Annotated in this window: 16 protein-coding genes; 7 read left to right on the top strand and 9 right to left on the bottom strand. The window is 37.0% G+C overall.

Translation table 11 applies throughout. From position 1 onward, the window contains the following. The first annotated feature begins 76 nt into the window (after positions 1 to 76). Together NCE97_RS13430 and NCE97_RS13425 are read left to right on the top strand one after the other, a co-directional pair. A complete protein-coding gene (locus NCE97_RS13430; RefSeq protein WP_353779794.1) occupies positions 77 to 8,599 on the top strand; it encodes a T9SS type A sorting domain-containing protein in 8,523 nt (2,840 codons plus the stop codon). 113 nt (positions 8,600 to 8,712) lie between these two features. Next, positions 8,713 to 9,411, top strand: coding sequence for a YwaF family protein (locus NCE97_RS13425; RefSeq protein ID WP_353779793.1), 699 nt, complete (start codon positions 8,713 to 8,715; stop codon positions 9,409 to 9,411). On the opposite strand, the gene NCE97_RS13420 is transcribed toward NCE97_RS13425, so the two are convergent. The 8 genes from NCE97_RS13420 to NCE97_RS13385 all read right to left on the bottom strand — a co-directional run bounded on the left by NCE97_RS13420 (position 9,404) and on the right by NCE97_RS13385 (position 15,638). Beyond that, complete coding sequence (locus NCE97_RS13420) at positions 9,404 to 9,823, bottom strand: VOC family protein (protein WP_353779792.1); 420 nt, start codon at positions 9,821 to 9,823, stop codon at positions 9,404 to 9,406. The two genes, NCE97_RS13425 and NCE97_RS13420, sit on opposite strands and share 8 nt — an antisense overlap. A gap of 53 nt (positions 9,824 to 9,876) precedes the next feature. Beyond that, entirely contained in the window at positions 9,877 to 10,452 is a 576-nt protein-coding gene (locus NCE97_RS13415; RefSeq protein ID WP_353779791.1) for a hypothetical protein, read from the bottom strand. A 203-nt stretch (positions 10,453 to 10,655) separates the two neighbouring features. Beyond that, positions 10,656 to 11,528, bottom strand: a complete 873-nt coding sequence (locus tag NCE97_RS13410; RefSeq protein ID WP_353779790.1) for a LytR/AlgR family response regulator transcription factor — start codon at positions 11,526 to 11,528, stop codon at positions 10,656 to 10,658. A gap of 5 nt (positions 11,529 to 11,533) precedes the next feature. Then, a complete protein-coding gene (gene rluF, locus NCE97_RS13405; protein WP_353779789.1) occupies positions 11,534 to 12,295 on the bottom strand; it encodes a 23S rRNA pseudouridine(2604) synthase RluF in 762 nt (253 codons plus the stop codon). Positions 12,296 to 12,312: 17 nt separating this feature from the next. After that, positions 12,313 to 13,140 carry an alpha/beta fold hydrolase gene (locus NCE97_RS13400; protein ID WP_353779788.1) on the bottom strand — a complete coding sequence of 276 codons (828 nt, stop codon included), beginning with the start codon at positions 13,138 to 13,140 and terminating at the stop codon, positions 12,313 to 12,315. Further along, positions 13,140 to 13,511, bottom strand: a complete 372-nt coding sequence (locus tag NCE97_RS13395) for a cupin domain-containing protein (protein ID WP_353779787.1) — start codon at positions 13,509 to 13,511, stop codon at positions 13,140 to 13,142. The genes NCE97_RS13400 and NCE97_RS13395 overlap by 1 nt, the downstream gene beginning before the upstream one ends. Before the next feature lie 20 nt (positions 13,512 to 13,531). Further along, complete coding sequence (locus NCE97_RS13390; protein ID WP_353779786.1) at positions 13,532 to 14,086, bottom strand: hypothetical protein; 555 nt, start codon at positions 14,084 to 14,086, stop codon at positions 13,532 to 13,534. Positions 14,087 to 14,108: 22 nt separating this feature from the next. Further along, a complete protein-coding gene (locus NCE97_RS13385) occupies positions 14,109 to 15,638 on the bottom strand; it encodes a helicase HerA-like domain-containing protein (RefSeq protein ID WP_353779785.1) in 1,530 nt (509 codons plus the stop codon). 57 nt (positions 15,639 to 15,695) lie between these two features. On the opposite strand from NCE97_RS13385, the gene NCE97_RS13380 reads away from it, so the two are divergent. Then, a complete protein-coding gene (locus NCE97_RS13380) occupies positions 15,696 to 16,139 on the top strand; it encodes a Rid family detoxifying hydrolase (RefSeq protein ID WP_353779784.1) in 444 nt (147 codons plus the stop codon). Positions 16,140 to 16,175: 36 nt separating this feature from the next. After that, positions 16,176 to 16,808 (top strand): 7-carboxy-7-deazaguanine synthase QueE, encoded by a 633-nt coding sequence (locus tag NCE97_RS13375; RefSeq protein ID WP_353779783.1) that lies wholly within the window; start codon positions 16,176 to 16,178, stop codon positions 16,806 to 16,808. 73 nt (positions 16,809 to 16,881) lie between these two features. Here the strand turns inward: NCE97_RS13375 and NCE97_RS13370 are convergent, their stop codons facing one another. After that, on the bottom strand, positions 16,882 to 17,421 hold the full coding sequence (locus NCE97_RS13370) for a DUF2911 domain-containing protein (RefSeq protein ID WP_353779782.1): 540 nt from the start codon (positions 17,419 to 17,421) through the stop codon (positions 16,882 to 16,884). A 230-nt stretch (positions 17,422 to 17,651) separates the two neighbouring features. On the opposite strand from NCE97_RS13370, the gene asnB reads away from it, so the two are divergent. From asnB to NCE97_RS13355, 3 genes are all read left to right on the top strand, one after another. Then, entirely contained in the window at positions 17,652 to 19,322 is a 1,671-nt protein-coding gene (asnB, locus tag NCE97_RS13365; protein WP_353779781.1) for an asparagine synthase B, read from the top strand. Between the two features lie 210 nt (positions 19,323 to 19,532). Beyond that, positions 19,533 to 20,099, top strand: a complete 567-nt coding sequence (locus tag NCE97_RS13360; RefSeq protein ID WP_353779780.1) for a magnetosome magnetite crystal formation protein family — start codon at positions 19,533 to 19,535, stop codon at positions 20,097 to 20,099. Positions 20,100 to 20,123: 24 nt separating this feature from the next. Beyond that, positions 20,124 to 20,828 carry a CPBP family intramembrane glutamic endopeptidase gene (locus NCE97_RS13355; RefSeq protein ID WP_353779779.1) on the top strand — a complete coding sequence of 235 codons (705 nt, stop codon included), beginning with the start codon at positions 20,124 to 20,126 and terminating at the stop codon, positions 20,826 to 20,828. Positions 20,829 to 20,837: the final 9 nt, after the last annotated feature.

Raw genomic sequence — 20,837 nt, 5'->3', positions numbered from 1 at the left:
ATTAATAGCGTGATCAACCAAGTCTGCTCTTAAATGAGTGCCTATAATGTTTGGTTTTAACTAAAAATCATTCATTATGAATTCTCTTGCTATTTACCCATGTCAACTGTGTTGTTACATTACAGACAACCTATTATCATTACCTAAAGTCAAAAAGCAATTACTGCTATTTTTGACTTTTTTGTTTTTTATAGTAGCTTCAAGTGCACAAACCACAATTTGGTCAGAAGATTTTGAATCTTCTTCTAATGGTGATACTACTGGGACTGGTACACCAAATACAGTTACTACTTGGAGCACAAACAATGGCGATTTTGATGTAAATCAATCCGGATCTAACAAAAGATTGAGCGGTATAGATTTAAACCCAGGCACCAGAAGCTGGACTACAACTGCTATAGATATATCATCTTATAGCGGAGTGAAGGTTTCTCTGGATGTTTTTGAAGAAGGAGATACGGAATCTGATGATTTCCTAAGAGCTCAATATAGCTTTGATGGGACTAATTGGATAAACTTTTTTAATGAGACCGCAAATTTCGGAAGTACAACGGCAGTTTCACCGACACTAAGCGGAACGAATCTCTACCTAAGAGTTCAAGCTGAAAATAGTACTACAAATGAGCGACATGGTTTTGATAATGTTCTAGTGAGGAGTACACCTTATGCTAGTGACTTCTTTTGCGACCAATGTAATTCTTGCCCAGCAGTTAATTCATCACCGAATCCAGATTTAGGTGTAAGCTGTCAGCAAGAGCTCGATGTAACCATAGTCATTGATGAATCGGGTTCTTTAGGAAGTGATGAAAATAATGTAAAAGCAGGAGTTTTAGCATTCTTACAAGAGCTATCATGTACACCAGTACGAGTAGCCATAATCGAGTTTAGCTCAACAGCACGATATGTAGTTAGTGACTATACTGCAGTGGATGCCACATTAATATCCAATATGACTGGTTATTTTGATGGTGTAGCTTTTAATGGACAAACTTACAACGCTACTGGTTCCACCAACTGGCAAGCCGCTATGATTTTAGCAGATGGTGTGCCAACTCCAGCAGACTTATTATTAGTCTTTACAGATGGTGTGCCAACCTCATATTCTCCAGATGAAACCGATCCAGGAGGAAGTTCTAACACCTGTGGTAGTGGTAATACGACCCAGCCAGTTGAGCTTTATAATCCAGTACAACTTACCAATAAAATTAAAGGAGAAGGAACTCATATTTTTGCACTTGGTGTAGGAGGTGGAGTAGATGTAAGTCAATTGCAAGCTATCTCTGGTCCAACGGCATATAATCCTGCCGGTTCTGGCGATGAAACTAGAATTATCACAGCAGATTATGTGGTAGATCCTAACATAGATAATCTTGCCAATTGTTTTGCTACAATTGCTAACGATATATGTCCTTTAGTAGCCAGTTTAGAAGGCTCGACAATTTGTGAAAACGATTCGGATGGTACTATTACAGTCGGAATATCTCCTGGTGCTGAAGCACCATATACAATAACAGTTACAGGCGGAAGTTTAATTAATCCATTAGTAATTGTCACAAATAATCTTAATGAAGTTATCCCTAACCTTGGTGTTGGCAATTATACTGTAGAGGTAGAAGCTAGTGGTGATTGTTTTGGAACATTTACAGATTCAGTCGCAGTGCTTGGAGAAGTTTGCTGTACACCAGCGGCCACTTGTGATCTTCAACCTATAGATGATGAAAGTTGTGAAGTACCAGATGCATTCACTGATCCAGCAGATGTATTTAGTGGTATAGAATCATGCGGAGATCCTGTAACTATGGATCATGAAGATGTAGGAGATACCGATATCTGTGGTGATGGTGACGGTGCTGAATTTACGAGAACCTATACCTTATATTTTGATGGACAAGAATTTGCGACTTGCGAGCAAATAATTATAATAAATGCTCCAGAACTGAGTTTAGAAGGCTCTTGCCCTTCTGATCCAAACTTGGATGGTTGCTCTAGTCAAGATGATATTAATTCTGCACTGGCAGATTGGTTATCTGATTTGCAAAGTAACTTTAGTGCTTCTGGAGGTTGTAATGCTTCAGTAGAGTTTTCACCAGACTTTAATAGTATAAGTGTTCCAACGCCTTGTAATACTCAAGCGCAAACTGTAGAGGTTTCTGTGAAAGCAGTTGATGATTGTGGTGAGACAAGTGAAGTAGTATGTACGTTCACAGTCAATCCATATTCAGACGATTTATCATTAAGCCCAAAGCCTGCTGACGTAACTACACAAGCATGTGTTGATCCAGCAGATGAGTTTGATGCATGGATTTCAGCGTTAAATGGTATGACAGCTTCAGGAGGTTGTAATGCTGAGGTAGAATATTCAGTAGACCCAAATACATTATCTCTTTTAGATGGATATTGTAATTTGAATGAGCAAGTGATATCTGTTGATATAAGAGCAACAGATGACTGTACAGAAACATCTCCAGTTACAGCAACGTTTACAGTACCAGCATATTCCAACGATTTAGCATTAAGTGCAGACTGTCCAGGAGACCCACAATTAACAGGTTGTGCAACTTCTCAGGAAATTAATGATGCATGGAATAATTGGATTAATGGTCTTAATGCGATTTCAGCGACTGGAGGTTGTAATGCATTTGTAGAATATTCAATACCAATAAATGAATTAGTAAAACCAAATACATGTGGTGATCAAGAACAAGTAGTTTCTATAATGATTAATGCGAAGGACGATTGTGGAGATACAGAACCTATTGAATGTACATTTACTGTTGGGCCGTATGAAAATACACTTGCGATCTCAGAGTGTCCTTCAGATCCAAATCTAGACGGTTGTTCAACTCAGGCAGAGATTGATGCTGCTTGGAATACATGGATTTCTGGATTGCAAGCGATGACTGCTAATGGATCTTGTGGATCAGCTATAGTGAATTTCAATCCAGCAATTAATTCACTTCAAAAACCAAGTGAATGTGGTAATGGAGTACAGCAAGTATCTGTTGATATTGATGCAAATGATCTTTGTGGGCAAGTTGGTGGAGTAACCTGTACGTTTACGGTCAATCCAGCTCCTATTTTAGCAATCAATGAAGTGCCAAATGTGTCTTATAACGCTTGCGATCTAGGCTCACAAGATGCAATAGATCAAGCGTATGCAGACTGGATAGCTCTATTTGGATTCACAGGAGGTTGTAACCCATCTGGGGAGTTTACAGTGCCTTCAATTGTTGATCAAGTGCCAGAATTCTGTTCAGGTGCTAATACAAGAACTGCAACTTATGCAGTTTCTGACTTATGTGATTCAGGAGAAGAAACAGCGACATTTGAGCTTATTAGATTTGATGAAGTAGAAGTTATGTGTCCAGACAATGTTGAATTGCCTGCAGGTACAAGTGAACAAGATATCATTGATGCTTATAATCTATGGGTGTCAGGGTTTGGCTTTACAGGAGGTTGTCAGGTAGAAGATATTTCTGGTCCAATTCCAGAACTGCCACCATTCGATTGTGGTACTAGGATTGAACTATCGCATGATGTAACAATCAATGATGCTTGTGGCAATTATAACTGTTCTTCAGAATTTGTTGTTCTTGGAGAGGAGTCATTAGAGATAACGTGTCCAGATCCAGTAAACCTAGATGCTTGTACAAGTGAAGGCGACATAGTAGCGGCTTACAATGCTTGGGTAGCTGGATTTAGTGTTGATGGAGGTATTAATGCAACATCGAACATAGGAGACATTCCACAATTGCCAGATTATGTATGTGGAGCAGCTGTAAGTCTATCATTTACATTAGAAGCATCCGATGATTGTGACATTGATGAGTGTAGCTCTACATTTGATGTAGCTGCACCAGCGCCATTAGAATTAGTGGGACACTGTGACTTTTTAAACGATATAGATGGATGTTCTACTCAGGAAGAGATTAATGAAGCTTTTGGAAATTGGAAGACAGGAGTATTGTCAAACTTTAATGCCGTTGGAGGCTGTAACCCTGAGGTGGAGTATTCAACCGATGTTTCAAGCTTACAAGCACCATCAAAGTGTGCAGACCAAGATCAAGTCATTAGTGTTATGGTCAATGCTGCTGACGATTGTGGTAAGACCCAGGCTATAGAATGTACGTTTACACTAAGAGCTTTCGTTTCAACATTAGAATTGAATGAAGTAGAAGACGAATCATATCCAGCATGTGATTTTGCGACTCAAGAGGAATTGAGTACAGCTTTCCAAAACTTCTTGAATAAGTTTGGGTTCTCAGGAGGATGTGATGCAAATGGAGGATTTGATGACCAGTACAGTGAGCCAGTCTTATGTGTAGGAGGAAATGTAGAGGTTAGCTATACCGTTCAAGATCTGTGCGAAGAGCAGACAGAAACTGCAAACTTCACCATTGTACCATCTGAGCAATTGATGGTCGACTGTCCAACAGGAGTGGTACTAGATGCTTCATCAACAGAACAGGAGATTTTAGATGCTTATAATTTATGGATACAAGGCTTCACAAAGAGTGGAGGTTGTGATCCTACAGATAATATAGATACTTTACCAGAACTTCCAGAATTTGAATGTGGAACTGAAGTAGATCTTAGTTTCGATTATACAGCATTTGATCGTTGTAATCCAAATGGCGTAAGTTGTAATTCAACATTCTTTGTGCCAGGAATTACTGGACTGAGCGTTAAATGCCCAGATCCAGTAGACTTGGATGCTTGTACAAGCGAAGGTGACATAGTAGCAGCTTACAATGCTTGGGTATCTGGTTTTGAAGTGAATGATGGAGACAATCCAACTTCGAACATAGGAGACATTCCTGAATTACCAGAATATGTTTGTGGTGAACCAATCGATTTACAGTTCACGTTGACAGCATTTGATGATTGTAATCCAAATGGTGTGTTTTGTTCGTCAAGTTTCAAGTTGGCAGCGCCAGAGCTATTGGAATTAGAAGGACACTGTGACTTTTTAAACGATATAGATGGATGTTCCACTCAGGAAGAGATTAATGAAGCCTTTGGAAATTGGAAGACAGGAGTATTGTCAAACTTTAATGCCGTTGGAGGCTGTAACCCTGAGGTGGAGTATTCAACCGATGTTTCAAGCTTACAAGCACCATCAAAGTGTGCAGACCAAGATCAAGTCATTAGTGTTATGGTCAATGCTGCTGACGATTGTGGTAAGACCCAGGCTATAGAATGTACGTTTACACTAAGAGCTTTCGTTTCAACATTAGAATTGAATGAAGTAGAAGACGAATCATATCCAGCATGTGATTATGCTACACAAGATGAATTGAATAGTGCATTCTCTACTTTCTTGAGTCAATTTGGATTCTCTGGAGGATGTGATGCAAGCGGGGATTTTGATGGTCAGTACGAAGCACCGGACCTATGTACAGGAGGAAATGTAGAGGTTAGCTATACCGTTCAAGATCTGTGCGAAGAGCAGACAGAAACTGCAAACTTCACCATTGTACCATCTGAGCAATTGATGGTAGATTGCCCAACAGGAGTGGTTCTAGATGCTTCATCTTCAGAACAGGAGATTTTAGATGCTTATAATTTATGGATACAAGGCTTTACTAAGAGTGGAGGCTGTAACCCAACAGATAATTTAAATCAGATTCCATCACTTCCAGAATTTGAATGTGGAACTGAAGTAGATCTTAGTTTCGATTATACAGCATTTGATCGTTGTAATCCAAATGGTGTAAGTTGTAATTCAACATTCTTCGTGCCAGGAATTACAGGACTGAGCGTTAAATGCCCAGATCCAGTAGACCTAAATGCTTGTACAAGCGAAGGCGATATAGTAGCAGCTTACAATGCATGGGTATCTGGTTTTGAAGTGAATGATGGAGATAATCCTACCTCGAACATAGGAGACATTCCTGAATTACCAGAATATGTTTGTGGTGAACCAATCGATTTACAGTTCACGTTGACAGCATTTGATGATTGTAATCCAAATGGCGTGTCTTGTTCGTCAAGTTTCAAGTTGGCTGCACCAGACCCATTAGAATTGGTAGGGGAATGTCCAGGTAATAATGTGTTAGATGGTTGTTCATCAGATGCTGAAATAGGACTAGCATTTAATGATTGGATCACAGGCTTGGCGAATAACTTCAGTGCTACTGGAGGCTGTAACCCAGAGGTTGAATACTCTGCAGATATTTTCAATCTTCAACCACCTACGCAATGTGCAGATCAAAGTCAGGTAATCAGCGTCATGGTTAATGCTGCTGACGATTGTGGTAAAACACAAGCTATAGAATGTACATTTACAGTAAGAGCTTACTCTTCTACATTACAAATCGAAGAGGTAGATGATGAGTCGTATGAATCGTGTGAATTTGCTACACAAGACGAGTTAGAAGATGCATTCTACAATCTCATGAATAAGTTTGGATTTACAGGTGGTTGTGATGCTTTAGGAGGTTTTGATGATCAGTATGAAGCACCAGACTTATGCGAAGGAGGCACTGTAGAATTTAGTTATACTGTAGTTGATCTATGTGAAGAACTCACAGAGACTGCAAGCTTTACAGTAGAACCATCTGATCCATTGACTGTGGATTGTCCGGTAGATGTGTCTTTAGGTGATGATCAAACGCTCCAGCAAATACAAGATGCTTATAATGCATGGGCAGCTGGATTTACAAAATCTGGAGGTTGTGAGCCTGCTGATAATTTAGGAGAGTTACCACCACTTCCGCCATACGAATGTGATACAGACATAAGCATAAGCTTTACATACACGGCATTTGATCGTTGTAATCCAAATGGCGTAAGTTGTACATCTACGTTTGAAGTAGATGGTAAAGAATCTGTAAGCGCAGGCGATGATGGAAGCCTTACCCTGTGTTCTAATGACCAGAATAGCTATAATCTCTACGATCAATTAACCAATGCAGATCTGGGAGGAGTATGGACAGGACCAGATAATCAACCAACGGACGGTATATTTGAAGTTGGAGATCTTGAAGGTGTTTATCAATATACAGTACAAGGTGAAGCGCCATGTCCAGATGATACGGCTACGGTAACTGTCGTGGTTAATACTAATGTTGAAGCTGGGGATAATGGAACTTTAGAAGTCTGTGAAGATGATGAAGGAAGCTACGATTTATTTAATCAGTTAGTATTAGCTGATGGAGGCGGATCTTGGACAGGACCAGACGACCAGCCATCTGACGGAATCTTTGAAGTAGGTGACTTAGAAGGTGTATATACATATACTGTACTTGCTGAAGAACCTTGTGAAGACAAGAGTGCTACAGTTACAGTTACTGTAGAACCACTTCCAACAATTCAAGCAGGAGATCCTGAATGTAATGAGTCGGATGACTTTGGAACGTATTCTGTCAATGTTACTACTAGCGAAGGTATTGTCACTAGTGACTTTGGAACGCCTGTGCAAAATAACGAGGTATCATGGACGATTAATGATATACCGAATGGTCAAGATGTAACGATAACTACAACAACAGCATCTGGATGTGATAGCTCTATTACAGTTGAAGCACCAGAATGTATTTGTATAGAGCTAGACTTATCTTATACAGATGTAACTTGTATTGGTGAAAATGATGGTACCATAGTAGTAGACTTTGTTACCGAAGGTGCCACAGTTACAATAAATGGCCAGCCTTATGTTGAAGGTATGCTTTATGGTCCTGGAGACTATGAAATTGTTGCCTTCTTTGAAGGTAATGATGATGATAGATGTATCATAGAAGAAACAATAACAATTGATGAGCCAGACGAAGTGTTCATAGCAGTTTCTTCGACAGATGTTACCTGTAATGGGGCAGATGATGGTACCATTACAATAGACTTTGTTAGTGAAGGTGCTATATATACCATCAAGAAGAATGGTGTTGGAAACGACCTGAGCGGTCAATCAGAATTTGAGCCAGGATACTATGCTGTGCATGCCTTTTTGCCAGATGTAGAGGTTCAAACGATTAGTACAAATGGAGAAGCTTCAAGAGTTGTTGACCCTTGTACCTATACAGTTGTTGTTCAAATTAAGGAACCTAAAGAGCTAGAGTGTAATATAGATCCTTATTTCCCATCTGGTAAAATGGAATGTGGAGAAAATAATAGTTTGAATGCTTTAGTTACTGGTGGTACAGAACCGTACTCATACTCTTGGGCAGTTCATGAAAACCTAACCTGGGATATTCTTTCTGATGATGACTTGTCTGAAATAGAAATTTGGCCAGGAATGGGTTGGGCAATTTATGAGCTTACCGTGACTGATGCCAATGGTTGTGTAACAACGTGCAACATAAGTTTGTTTAACAAGTGTAAGAAATCTATCAAGGATTACAATAGAATGGCACCAACAATGTCATTATATCCAAATCCTGTTAAGGATAAATTAAATATACAGTTTGAGACTAAAGTCAATTCTGATGTTACAATAGAAGTATTTGATTTGGTTGGTTCTAGAGCATATCAAAAGACGTATAAGTCGTTTAGCGATAATAATATAAGTGTAGACTTTGCGAACTTTAGAAGTAATGTGTATTATGTGAAGATCACAACTAAAAATGGTACAACTATTAGAAAAGTGCTGTTAGATAAATAGCATTAAGGCTATTGATTTAATAGCAACTATCACCATCCTTGTTCCTCTACCAGGCGAGGGTGGTGTTTTTGTTTTTAACCCTATTTGTAAGTTTAGCCATATATTTGTGTGATATGGATAGAGTTCAGATAGGAAGTTTAGAACACCTAATTCCAATTGTATTAGCACTAATAGGAGGTGCAATCTTCATTTGGGCTTCTAGACGCTTCCTTACTAAGAAAGAACAATATCGGGCTGTACATTTCTTGGCCATATTGATTTCTTTAGCCCTCATTGCTTTCCATTTATATTACATAATTATAGGAGACTACAATTATAGAACAGATTTACCACTATTTCTCTGTAGTTTTCTGGGATTGATCATTCCGTTTTTTACGCACTACAGAAAGTTTTGGATGTATGAAATTTTATTGTTCTGGATAGTAGCAGGGACAAGTCAAGGCGTTATAACACCAGATATTTCTGAAGGCTTCCCAAGCTTGGATTATTTCAGGTATTGGATAGTACATCTTGGTCTGCTTACCGTTATCCTCTATGCGACTTTCGTATACCCTATGCGACCAACAATAAAGAGTGTGTTTAAGTCAATATTAATGTTCCAGCTGTATGTGGTCATCATGCTAATTGTCAATAAAATGCTTGGTTCTAATTACTCATACCTTAATCATAAGCCAGACTCAGCATCTCTACTGGATTATTTTGGAGAATGGCCCTATTATCTTCTAGTAGTTCAGCTTTTACTGATTCCAATTTTTCTATTGATATACTTGCCCTTTTTCCTTTGGAAGAAGAAAAAATCCAGAGTTATTTAGCAAAGATTTGATCTGTGTTTTTGAAGGCTTTAAACTCTAGCGCATTACCAGAAGGATCTTTAAAGAACATGGTGTATTGCTCACCAACTTCATTTTTAAATCTCACATAAGGTTCTATGATGAATTGAATTCCTTTGGTTTTTAAAACTTTTGAAAATGTTTCAAATTGCTCCCATTCTAGAATGACTCCAAAGTGAGGCACAGGAACATCTTTCCCATCCACAGGATTAGTATGCTCGGAAATCGAATCTTTTGGTTTGTAATGAATAACTAATTGATGTCCAAAGAAATTGAAATCTACCCAATGATCACTGCTTCGACCTTCTTTACATCCTAATACATCTCTGTAAAACGTTCGGCATAATTCAACATCATCTACAGGTATGGCTAAATGAAAAGGCGATAAAGGCATGGAAACATCAGATAATTAAATTCCCAATAAAAATACTGACTAATTTCTATTCTTTAACGCCTTTTACAATCAATTTTCCAGGTCGGATAAACGATCTGCTCAGTTTTGTCTACCCAATCTCCAATCCATTTATAACCACTTTTAGACATGTCATAAAATGTAATCCTGTAATAGCCTTCCATGCCGTTTGGAGCCTTTTGGTCTCTGTAAAGTATGATTTTACCATCTTCAGTTTTATTGCCTTCCCATGTTGGTAGCGTAGTAGATTTTGATATAGAAGAATAATAATGCACATACCACTTACTACTGTCTGCAATAAATTGTCTGATGCTTCCAGAATGCTTCCCATCTGCCTTAAGCGTTTCATCTTGCACGGCAAAACCATTCATGATGTATTTCCAACGCCAAATCATATCCACAGGCTCTGCCCATGAACCATCTTGTTTTCTTGAAACAGATGAGCAATTACATTCACCGATTAAGGGTTGAAAATCTTTGACCTGTTCTGGAGCTTCAGGATTGGCTTTGCCAAAAGGATAGTCTTTCGAAGCTTCATAATCATATTGCGCGTTGGCAATATTTAAAACAAAACTCGAAAAAATAAAGAGAGTTATAATTCTACTGTTCATTATTGATGAAATTTTATTTGAAGCCGTTTTAAGAGGAACTAATTGGCGTAAATCAATTAATCTATGTGATTGGCTTTGCTCCTCATGAAACGACATCTTAATTAGTTAGTTTCTCAAATCAATGAAAAAAAACGTGAGACATCAATACATTTGCAGAGAGTGGATGCTTATTTGCAGTAAGCTTAGTTAAGGAAATTATAATGCTAAGATAGGTAGCTGCGCACCAGTTTTAAATAACTTTTAGAAACAGGTATTCTCATATCATCTTTTAAGACTAGCGAAGGACTTTCAGATAAATCTAATTCTTTAGTCATGTGCATATTTACAATTGCTTTTCTATGCACACGCATAAAATTATTATCCAATTTTTCATTCAAAGCCTTTAGAGTACTTCGCATGGAATAAGTTTGTTCATTAGTGGTGTGAACTTTAACACAATAGTCATCAGCTTCAATCCAGGTAATGTCCTCAACAGGAATTATTTTGCGCTTATTTCCAATCTTTATATTCAGAATAGAGGCTCTATCATCTATTTTTTTGTTTAATTGATCATACAATTCAACATTAGTTCTTTTTAAATCCGCCAAGTCTTGTACCTCTACCTGAAGTTGTTCATTGATAAGGTATAAGTGTGTAATAACTAAAATGGCAATATAACCAAGTGTATAAATAGGTGCTTTTTGAAACGTGAAAAATGGCATGTTGTCCACAAATAATGACGCAAAATTTAGAGGGAACCCTCCAATAAAAACTTGAGTTATAGATATTATTAAAATGTTCAAAAAGACTAGGCTTATTATCAGAATGGTATATCTAATAACAGTCGCAAAGGAGAGCCCGTTTTGAGTTACATTCCGATTTACGTAGGTTATAATAAAGCCAGATAGTATCATCCATATCAACCATCTATAGGATTGGTTCTTTAAGATTCCTAGAAAAGTGGCTTCATCAGATAAGTCAAATCGTCTGATGTAATATAATTGCTGTAAGGTTTCAAAAGTAATAGCAAGTACTAGTATTGCCACTATGAATATGGCAATCTGTTTCTTTCTTAATATTGAAAAAAGCACTTTCATTTTTATTAGCGCCTATTTTGTCTCCTTCTTTCTAATTTAGGCTGAAACGTTTTAGAAGAATCTGAAATTAGTTCATTTAAAGTTTTAAGTTCTTCCGCAGTAAGTTCTCTATACTTTCCAACAGGCACATCTAACTTAATGTTCATAATGCGAACACGTTTCAGTCTCGTTACCTCATAGTCTAAGTATTCGCACATACGACGTATTTGTCTATTCAATCCTTGAGTTAATATGATTCTGAACTCATATTTACTTAGTTTTTCAACCTTACATTTTTTGGTTACTGTGTCTAGTATAGGAACACCATTAGACATACGTTGAATGAATGTTTGAGAAATAGGCTTATCAACAGTTACAATGTATTCCTTTTCATGATTGTTACTAGCGCGAAGAATTTTATTGACTATATCACCATCATCAGTAAGTAAAATCAAGCCTTCGCTAGGTTTATCCAAACGACCAATTGGGAATATACGCTTGTGGTAGTTTACGAAATCAATAATATTGTTTTTCTCTACTCTAGTGTCTGTTGTGCAAACTATCCCAACAGGCTTGTTAAGGGCTAAATAAACAAACTCTTTCTTTTGGTTTACAATGAGTTCGCCATCAACCTTTATGACATCATCAGGTGAAACTTTCAAACCCATTTCAGGTAGAGAACCGTTGACGGTAATTCTGCCAGCATCAATAAGTCGGTCTGCTTCTCGTCGTGAGCAATAACCAACTTCGCTTAGATATTTGTTTAGTCTTACCAATCCTTCACTCATAGTACAAAGCTACAATTTTAAGCGTTGATAAAATCCAGCATATGATTAGTAACTTCTTTTTGCTTGAGACCATGACCATTGCCTTTGGTTGATACTAAAGAAGCTTTAGGGTAATTTTTTTCATAAAGCAGCGCATCTTCATAAGGAATAACTTCATCTTCAGTATCGTGAATCACTAAAACCTCAGAAGTTATTTCTTTTGAAAACTTTGAGCCCGAAAAATGAGATGGTGGATACTGAAACTTTTTTTCAATGTATCGATCTATAGCACCTTTAACTCTGTTGTTATAACTCATTAATTCTGAATACCGATCCAAGACACCAACAAATTCTGAAGGTGAACCAAGTGTAATTAACTTCTTTAGAGATTTATTTTGATATTTACTTTGGAAGAATACCGTTGCCATGCCACCAACCGAATGTCCAATAATGATTTCTGGATCAAATTTGTTGGCTACGACATTAATAAACTCAGAATAGAGAATAGCATTAAACTGCTTCCCTGACGATTTACCATGCGCAGGTGCATCTAGAGCGATAATATTATAGTCAGAAGCTATCAATTGATTGATTAAAAACTTCCAACGTGCCGAATTGCTTTCCCACCCATGTACCAAAAGAATGGTTTTACCTTCACCAGGCCATCGGTAGGTCATAATTTCATACTCATCATAATCAATACCTTCTTGATAAGCCTTGGACAAATACTCGTCATCATGCTCGTTTAATTTTCCTTTCCTAGGCGTAGCAAAAAGATTGAGTGCTTTTTCTGCCGCATATTCTGTTGAAATAAAACTAAGCAGGTTTATGTACGAGCCAATGGTTTTAATGATGAGGTTTTTCATTAAGCATCCTCTCTATTTACAGCATCAATCGAAAATGCCGGAAGACAAATAGCTAAATATTCACAATCTTCAATGAAAGGGTTAGAATATTGAACTCTGGTGTTTTTTTGGATTTTTATCGACTGACCTGCTTCCAACACAACAGTGTCTCCATCAACAATAAATTGTTTTTTTCCTCTGATAACAAAAGTATACTCATCAAAATCAGGAGTTTGGAAAGGTTCGCTCCAACCAGCGGGAGCAATCATATGTGCAATACTAATGTCTGCATTACCGTCACTAGCTAAACCAAAATGTTCCTTAATGGTTTTGCCATCATCTGTTGGGACTATAAATGGCGAATCCTGGATGAAATACTTTTTCTGTTTCATGTTGAAGTGTTTTACGAGAATTACCAGTGTAGCATAAAATACTTAATCTTAGCACCATCTGGGATTTGAATAGGATCTATTTTAATATTCATGTCAAATCTCAAACTAGCAGGTAGCTCTTTCTTATCTATGGTAAACGAAGCATTGATTTCATTTACGGAAACCACAATACTATTAATGAGGTTGCTGATTTTATTGATTTTATAGTTGTCTTCAATATCCTTAAAAGTGCTCAACTTGGAGACTAATTTTTCGGTTTTATAACGGTCATCTTCAATTCTTACCGAAGTGATTACTGCAGTAGAATCTAATGCCTCGCTAGGTGTTAGCGTTAACAGCTTTTTTCCACCCTTTTCGTAGATTTCTATATTGTTTATATCACCTGTAAATTCATCACCACCAATGTATTTAGAGATAGAATCGTTAGGGAAAACCATCTCAAGGTCTTTTACTTGAGTAGAATCAGTAAGTAAGCCAACATGGTGTTTAGAAATTTCAAAGGGGTTTTGTTCTTTTTTGCTACAACTGAGTACCAATAAAAAACTTAGCAATAGGTAAAAAAATGATTTTGTCATGATAGATATTAAGGATTCAGGTTTATTTCAGCATTTTAGTTAAGATACCCAATACGCTTCGTATTACGGTTGGGCTACTTAGTACTTTTACAATCGGGTTTTGTCTTGTGCTTCTACGTCTTTCTTTACGTTTGGTTTCAGCTTTTTTTATAGCCTCTTCTTCTTTACGAGCTTTCTCTTTAGCTTCTTCAGCCTCAGCAATTTCAATTTTCTTGTTAAGCATCTCGTAAGCACTCTCTCTGTCAACTTCTTCGTTGTATTTTCTGGTTAATTTTGAAGTTGATAAAAGTTGACTCAACTCTTGAGGTGTTAAAATATCCATGCGGCTCATTGGAGCACGCATCATGGTAGCAGCGAGAGGTGTAGGTTTACCTTTTTCATTTAATGCTGAAACTAAAGCTTCGCCAATTCCTAAGGAGGTTAATACTTCAGCAGTATCATAGTAATCCGTGTCTGGATAATTTTCAGCAGTAAGCTTGATGGCTTTACGGTCTTTAGCTGTGAAAGCTCTAAGGGCGTGCTGAACCTTTAATCCTAACTGGCTCAATACTTCTGGTGGTACATCGGTTGGGTTTTGTGTAACAAAATAAAGTCCAACGCCTTTACTTCGGATAAGCTTTACGATACTTTCAATCTGATCCAAAAGTGCATCAGAAGCTTCATTAAAAATAAGATGAGCCTCATCAATAAACATTACTAGTTCTGGTCGTCCACTATCACCTTGTTCAGGGAATGTAGAATAAATCTCAGCAAGAAGACTCAGCATAAATGTTGAGAATAACTTGGGCTTATCTTGAATATCGGTAAGTCTTATAATATTGATATAACCTCTTCCGTCCCTGTCTACTCTCAATAAGTCATCAACATCAAATGACGTTTCACCAAAAAACACATCACCACCTTGCTGCTCTAGTTCAACTAACTTTCTTAAGATTGCACCAGTTGACGCCGTAGAGATACGACCATATTCCTGTTCAAATTCTTTCTTTCCTTCGCCTGTCGCATATTGAAGGATTTTTTTGAAGTCTTTAATATCTAGTAAAGGCAATTTATTATCATCACAGTATTTAAAGATCACAGAGATAATTCCAGCTTGTGTTTCTGTAACTCCAAGTATTCTTGAAATTAAAACAGGTCCAAATTCACTTATCGTTGCTCTTAGGCGTACACCATCTTGTTCAGATAAGGACATAACTTCTACAGGGAAAGATTTTGCCTCAAACGGAAGGCCAATCTTTTCCATGCGCTCGTCAATCTTTGGATGTCCAGGGCTAGGTTGGGCTAATCCACTAAGATCACCTTTAATATCCATAAGCAATACTGGCACACCTTGTTCAGATAGATTTTCAGCTAAAACTTGTAAAGTTTTCGTTTTTCCGGTTCCTGTAGCACCAGCAATTAAGCCATGTCTGTTCATGGTTTTGAGTGGTACATTAACATAAGCATTCTGTAAAGTTTCGCCATCTAACATGGCCGAGCCTAGTGTTATGTAGTCTCCTTTGCTTGTATTGCCTTCAGTAATATGATTGAAAAAAGCGTCCTGTCTATCCATTCTTAGAAATTTTGAGTAAAAATAACTTAATTTTAATCAAGTTTAAAATTCAATATCATGAATAAAGTTAAGTGTTTTCTTTTGTGTTTGCTTGTCTTTACAGTAGTTTCTTGTAATGAAAAGTCCGAAATTATTTTTCATAAATCTCATGAACCGAGTCGACAAAGTATACCATTTAGTGATGCTGTTGAAACTGAAGATTTTTTGTTTTTGACAGGACAAATAGGAAAGGACCATAGTACAGGAAAATTGGTTGAAGGGGGTATTGCAGCAGAAACAATTCAAACTATAGAAAATATAGAAGCTGTGTTAAAGCACCACAGCCTTTCTTTGGACAATGTTGTAAAGTGTACAGTAATTCTAAGCGATATCAATGATTTTAAAGCGTTCAATACTGAATACATAAAATATTTCACAAAAAAACCAGCCAGAACTACGTTTGCAGCAGCAGGTCTTGCTGCTAATGCTAAGATTGAGATAGAAGTAATTGCTGCCAAATAGTATGAGCTCTGGTCTTTTAAAGTATCTTTGCTGCTTATGACAAGAAGAGAACGACAAGAATTAATAGATAAAGGAGAATTGCTTCCTTTAATGGAAGCGTTCTATACGATACAGGGAGAAGGCTATCATAAGGGAACTGCAGCATATTTTGCTAGGATTGGCGGCTGTGATGTAGGTTGCCATTGGTGCGACGTTAAAGAAAGTTGGTTGGCAGAATTACATCCACCGACAGAAGCAACAAAAATTGCTGAGGATGCAGCACAGTACTCAAACACAATTGTGATTACTGGAGGAGAACCTTTAATGTGGGACATGAATCCGTTAACGAGTTTACTCAAGGAAAAAGGTCTTAAAACACATATCGAAACCTCTGGAGCATATACCTTATCTGGTCATTGGGATTGGGTTTGCCTTTCACCAAAAAAAACTAAGTTACCTACGGAAGAAGTCTATAAAGTTGCAGATGAGTTGAAGGTAATCGTCTATAATAAAGACGACTTTAGATTTGCTGAAGAACAAGCAGCACATGTATCTGAAGATTGTATTCTTTATCTACAACCCGAATGGAGTAAGCGAGATAAGATGATGCCGCAAATTGTGGATTATGTTATGGCTAACCCAAGATGGAAAGTCTCACTACAAACACATAAGTATTTAAATATACCATAACAATAAAAAGCCCTGAAAATTCAGGGCTTTTGTCTGCCTAATTACTAAGTAATTATTTTGAACAGATTAGTTACTATTTAGATAAGGGAACGGCAACTCTAGTTGTATCCCATCCTAGGTGCATCGTTACACCATCTTTTACTTCTTCAAAAGCAATAGAGAATGCTTCAAGAGATTCTCCTCCTTTAGATATTGGCGCTTTTACTCTTACGACATCATTAGCTTTATTATAAGAATAGGCTCCCCAAACATTTAAGTCGCTACTCAAAATAATTTCCCACTCTCTTTCTCCTGGTACAGTAAATAAAGAGTAAGTTCCTGCTTTAACAGTTTTACCACCAAGCTTCATGTCTGCATAAAAAATGATTTCAGCAGCTTCATTTGCACCAGTACGCCATACTTTTCCATTTGGAGCAAGTTTGTCTAAAGAGCGTCCTTTTAGTTGAGGTCTGCTGTAAATAACTTTAATAAGTTTATTCGATGTTCTGTAACTGCTAGGATAGGCAGCAACATCCATTGGGCTTTTATCTAGCCCAGCAAAATTTTGAGCTTCAACAGTAAAACTCGTTACTAATGCTAAAGCAAAAAGCCATAAAAGTTTTGAGATTTTCATAATGTCTGATATTAGTGATTGAAAGATTAAACTAGAAGTTGTAGACGTAATGATAAAGTATAGTTTACAGATTAGAAGTTAAAGTCTTCTTAAAACACTGATTGGCTTTTAATTATTATTAAAAGTGAATTTTATAGTTTCAAATTATAGCTAATATTGATATTTATGTTTTTATTATGAAAGCTTAAATTCATATTTGTATCAGAATTAAAAACTATAAAAGAAAAATTATGTGCGGAATTGTATGTGCGTTTGATTTAAAACAAAAGAGTGAAACATTAAGACCACAGCTACTAGAGATGGCGAAAAAGATTCGTCACCGTGGACCAGATTGGAGTGGGATATATTCTGATGAGAAAACAGTAATGGCTCACGAGCGATTAGCGATTGTTGATCCAGCCTCGGGGAAGCAACCATTGTTCTCTGAAGATAGAAAATTGATTCTGGCTGCTAATGGCGAAATATACAACCATAGAGAATTACGTTCTCAATTTGAAGGAACTTACCAGTTCCAAACCCAAAGCGATTGTGAAGTTATCCTTGCACTTTATAAAGAAAAAGGCGTTGACTTTTTAGATGACTTAAATGGAATTTTTGGTTTCGCAATCTATGATGTTGAAAAGGATGAATATTTGATTGCAAGAGACCATATGGGAATTATTCCATTATACATTGGTTGGGATAAATTCGGAACATTTTATGTCGCTTCAGAATTAAAAGCACTTGAAGGCGTATGTACAAAGATTGAATTATTTCCTCCAGGACATTATTTGAGTAGTAAAGATGGTGAGTTTGTACAATGGTACAAAAGAGATTGGGCCGATTTTGAAGCAGTAAAAGATAACGAAACTAGCATTATAGAATTACAGCAAGCACTAGAAGATGCAGTACATAGGCAACTGATGAGTGATGTGCCATATGGTGTATTATTATCAGGTGGATTAGACTCTTCAGTAACATCTGCAATCGCTAAAAAATATTCTCAGATGCGTATCGAAGCAGATGATAAAGAACAAGCATGGTGGCCACAATTGCACAGTTTTTCTGTTGGATTAGAAGGCTCTCCAGACTTAGCTGCAGCACAAAAAGTAGCGGATCATATTGGTACTGTTCATCATGAAATTAAGTTCACCATTCAAGAAGGATTAGATGCCATTAAAGATGTAATCTATCAGCTAGAAACATATGATATTACCACAGTAAGAGCGAGTACACCAATGTACCTAATGGCTAGAGTCATTAAATCAATGGGAATAAAAATGGTACTGTCTGGTGAAGGAGCAGATGAACTGTTTGGGGGATATTTATACTTCCACAAGGCACCAAGTGCCGAAGAGTTTCATGATGAGACAGTTCGAAAGTTGAGCAAGTTACATATGTACGATTGCTTAAGAGCAAACAAAAGTTTAGCAGCATGGGGAATCGAAGGACGTGTGCCATTCTTAGATAAAGAATTCATGGATGTTGCTATGCGCATCAACCCAAAAGATAAAATGATTACTGAAGAACGTATGGAAAAATGGGTGATCAGAAAAGCCTTTGAAGAGTATTTACCAGAAAGTGTAGCATGGAGACAGAAAGAACAATTTAGTGATGGTGTAGGTTACAGCTGGATCGATACGCTTAAAGATATCGTGGAGCAGGAAGTCAGTGACGAGCAAATGGCGAATGCACATTTCCGTTTTCCAATTCAAACACCACAAAACAAAGAAGAATATTATTACAGAACCATTTTTGAATCGCACTTCCCAAGTGATGCAGCAGCGCAAAGCGTACCACAAGAACCAAGTGTCGCTTGCAGTACCAAGATTGCCTTAGAATGGGACGAAGCTTTCAAAAACATGAACGATCCAAGTGGACGCGCAGTTGCAAAGGTCCATGAAGATGCATATACATCATAGATATGTAGTTTTTTTTATTTTTTTAGTTCTTTAAAAGACCAGCAACAGCTGGTCTTTTTATTATGCCTAATTACAAATCAAAAATGATATATTTGTTGAAAATCATCTCGAAACCCTTGCAAAACCTGCAAATGACAGATAGGTGACATTTAAATGGCGTGAGAAAAACCACGATTACCCTTTAGATTTGTACCAACAAAATGTTACAAAATGAAACAGCAAACACTTAAAGAAAATTTAGTGTATCAACGAAAGTTGAAAGGGTATACACAAGAAGAACTTTCAGAAAAAACTACTGTTGGTGTACGCACAATTCAACGTATTGAAAAGGGTGAGGTAAAACCACATCTACAAACCATAAAATTATTGGCCGTAGGATTAGATATCGAAGTAGAAGATCTAATTGTACTCAATGATCCTAAGGAAGAAACCGTAAAGCGCAAATGGATGCTAATGATACATGGCTCACCCTTTTTTGGGTTGTTTATTCCATTCGCAAATGTGCTCATCCCGTTGTTTGTATGGATTAGTAAAGCAGAAGACAATAAAGTCTATGATGCACATGGTAGAGCAGTAGTTAATTTTCATAGCACATTAAATCTATTAATAATAGTATCCTTACTATTGTTTTTCATAATTCCAGGATACAACTATTTTGTTACTGGAGCAGTATTTCTATATGGGATAATAATGAGTATTGTAAATCTGTCGTCAGCATTAAGCAAGCAAACTTGTAGTTATCCGTTATCAATTCCTTTTTTAAAGCCTAGGGCTTAAACCACATTTAATTTTTTTAGAAACATGTTAGGACTATTAGTAATAATGGTAGTCTCTTGGCTGCTATTGCATTTTATTGAGAAAAAAAATATAGACGTATTAGGTATTATTCCTAATGTTAGTAGAGTAAGTCAGTTCATAATAGGATTTTTAATTATGACCATCATTGTCTTGCTTAACATCTATATAGAAACCATTATTTTAAAGGCAGAATGGAGGCTGAATGCTATTGAATACACTTCTGTTTTTAATGCTTTTGTATATCATCTGAGGTCTGCACTAACGGAAGATTTAGTATTTCGAGGAGCGATTCTCTATATCCTCATCAGACGAATAGGAGCGACAAAGGCCATTATTATATCTGCTATTGTATTTGGAGCATACCATTGGTTCTCCTATGGAATTATTGGAGAAAGAATTATTCTTTTAGCATATGTCTTCTTAATTACCGGATTAACAGGATATGTCTGGGCATATAGTTTTCATAAGACAAAATCTATTATGTTACCTCTCGGATTCCATTTAGGATACAACTTAATCATGTCCTGTTTTTTTGAAGCGCAGCCTTATGGAGAACTCATAATGAGTCAGATGTCAAAAGTTGATTTGATTGGGTGGAACGATTTCTACCTCACAATGTTTAAAGGATTATTTCCTCCTGTAGTGACTTTAGTTTGTGTGAAACTATTGCTTAAGACGAGATTGTATCTACAGCCAGAAAACGATTAACCATGAGGA

Source organism: Winogradskyella sp. 3972H.M.0a.05, from assembly GCF_040493455.1.
Classification (GTDB): Bacteria; Bacteroidota; Bacteroidia; order Flavobacteriales; family Flavobacteriaceae; genus Microcosmobacter.
Note: the sequence above shows the minus strand (reverse complement) of the source record. Positions and strands in the feature narration are given on the sequence as shown.

Bases quoted from the DNA above. Each gene is read 5' to 3' on its own strand.
- NCE97_RS13430 (WP_353779794.1), top strand. From the start codon at position 77: ATGAATTCTCTTGCTATTTACCCATGTCAACTGTGTTGTTACATTACA.
- NCE97_RS13425 (WP_353779793.1), top strand. From the start codon at position 8,713: ATGGATAGAGTTCAGATAGGAAGTTTAGAACACCTAATTCCAATTGTA.
- NCE97_RS13420 (WP_353779792.1), bottom strand. From the start codon at position 9,823: ATGCCTTTATCGCCTTTTCATTTAGCCATACCTGTAGATGATGTTGAA.
- NCE97_RS13415 (WP_353779791.1), bottom strand. From the start codon at position 10,452: ATGAACAGTAGAATTATAACTCTCTTTATTTTTTCGAGTTTTGTTTTA.
- NCE97_RS13410 (WP_353779790.1), bottom strand. From the start codon at position 11,528: ATGAAAGTGCTTTTTTCAATATTAAGAAAGAAACAGATTGCCATATTC.
- rluF (WP_353779789.1), bottom strand. From the start codon at position 12,295: ATGAGTGAAGGATTGGTAAGACTAAACAAATATCTAAGCGAAGTTGGT.
- NCE97_RS13400 (WP_353779788.1), bottom strand. From the start codon at position 13,140: ATGAAAAACCTCATCATTAAAACCATTGGCTCGTACATAAACCTGCTT.
- NCE97_RS13395 (WP_353779787.1), bottom strand. From the start codon at position 13,511: ATGAAACAGAAAAAGTATTTCATCCAGGATTCGCCATTTATAGTCCCA.
- NCE97_RS13390 (WP_353779786.1), bottom strand. From the start codon at position 14,086: ATGACAAAATCATTTTTTTACCTATTGCTAAGTTTTTTATTGGTACTC.
- NCE97_RS13385 (WP_353779785.1), bottom strand. From the start codon at position 15,638: ATGGATAGACAGGACGCTTTTTTCAATCATATTACTGAAGGCAATACA.
- NCE97_RS13380 (WP_353779784.1), top strand. From the start codon at position 15,696: ATGAATAAAGTTAAGTGTTTTCTTTTGTGTTTGCTTGTCTTTACAGTA.
- NCE97_RS13375 (WP_353779783.1), top strand. From the start codon at position 16,176: ATGACAAGAAGAGAACGACAAGAATTAATAGATAAAGGAGAATTGCTT.
- NCE97_RS13370 (WP_353779782.1), bottom strand. From the start codon at position 17,421: ATGAAAATCTCAAAACTTTTATGGCTTTTTGCTTTAGCATTAGTAACG.
- asnB (WP_353779781.1), top strand. From the start codon at position 17,652: ATGTGCGGAATTGTATGTGCGTTTGATTTAAAACAAAAGAGTGAAACA.
- NCE97_RS13360 (WP_353779780.1), top strand. From the start codon at position 19,533: ATGAAACAGCAAACACTTAAAGAAAATTTAGTGTATCAACGAAAGTTG.
- NCE97_RS13355 (WP_353779779.1), top strand. From the start codon at position 20,124: ATGTTAGGACTATTAGTAATAATGGTAGTCTCTTGGCTGCTATTGCAT.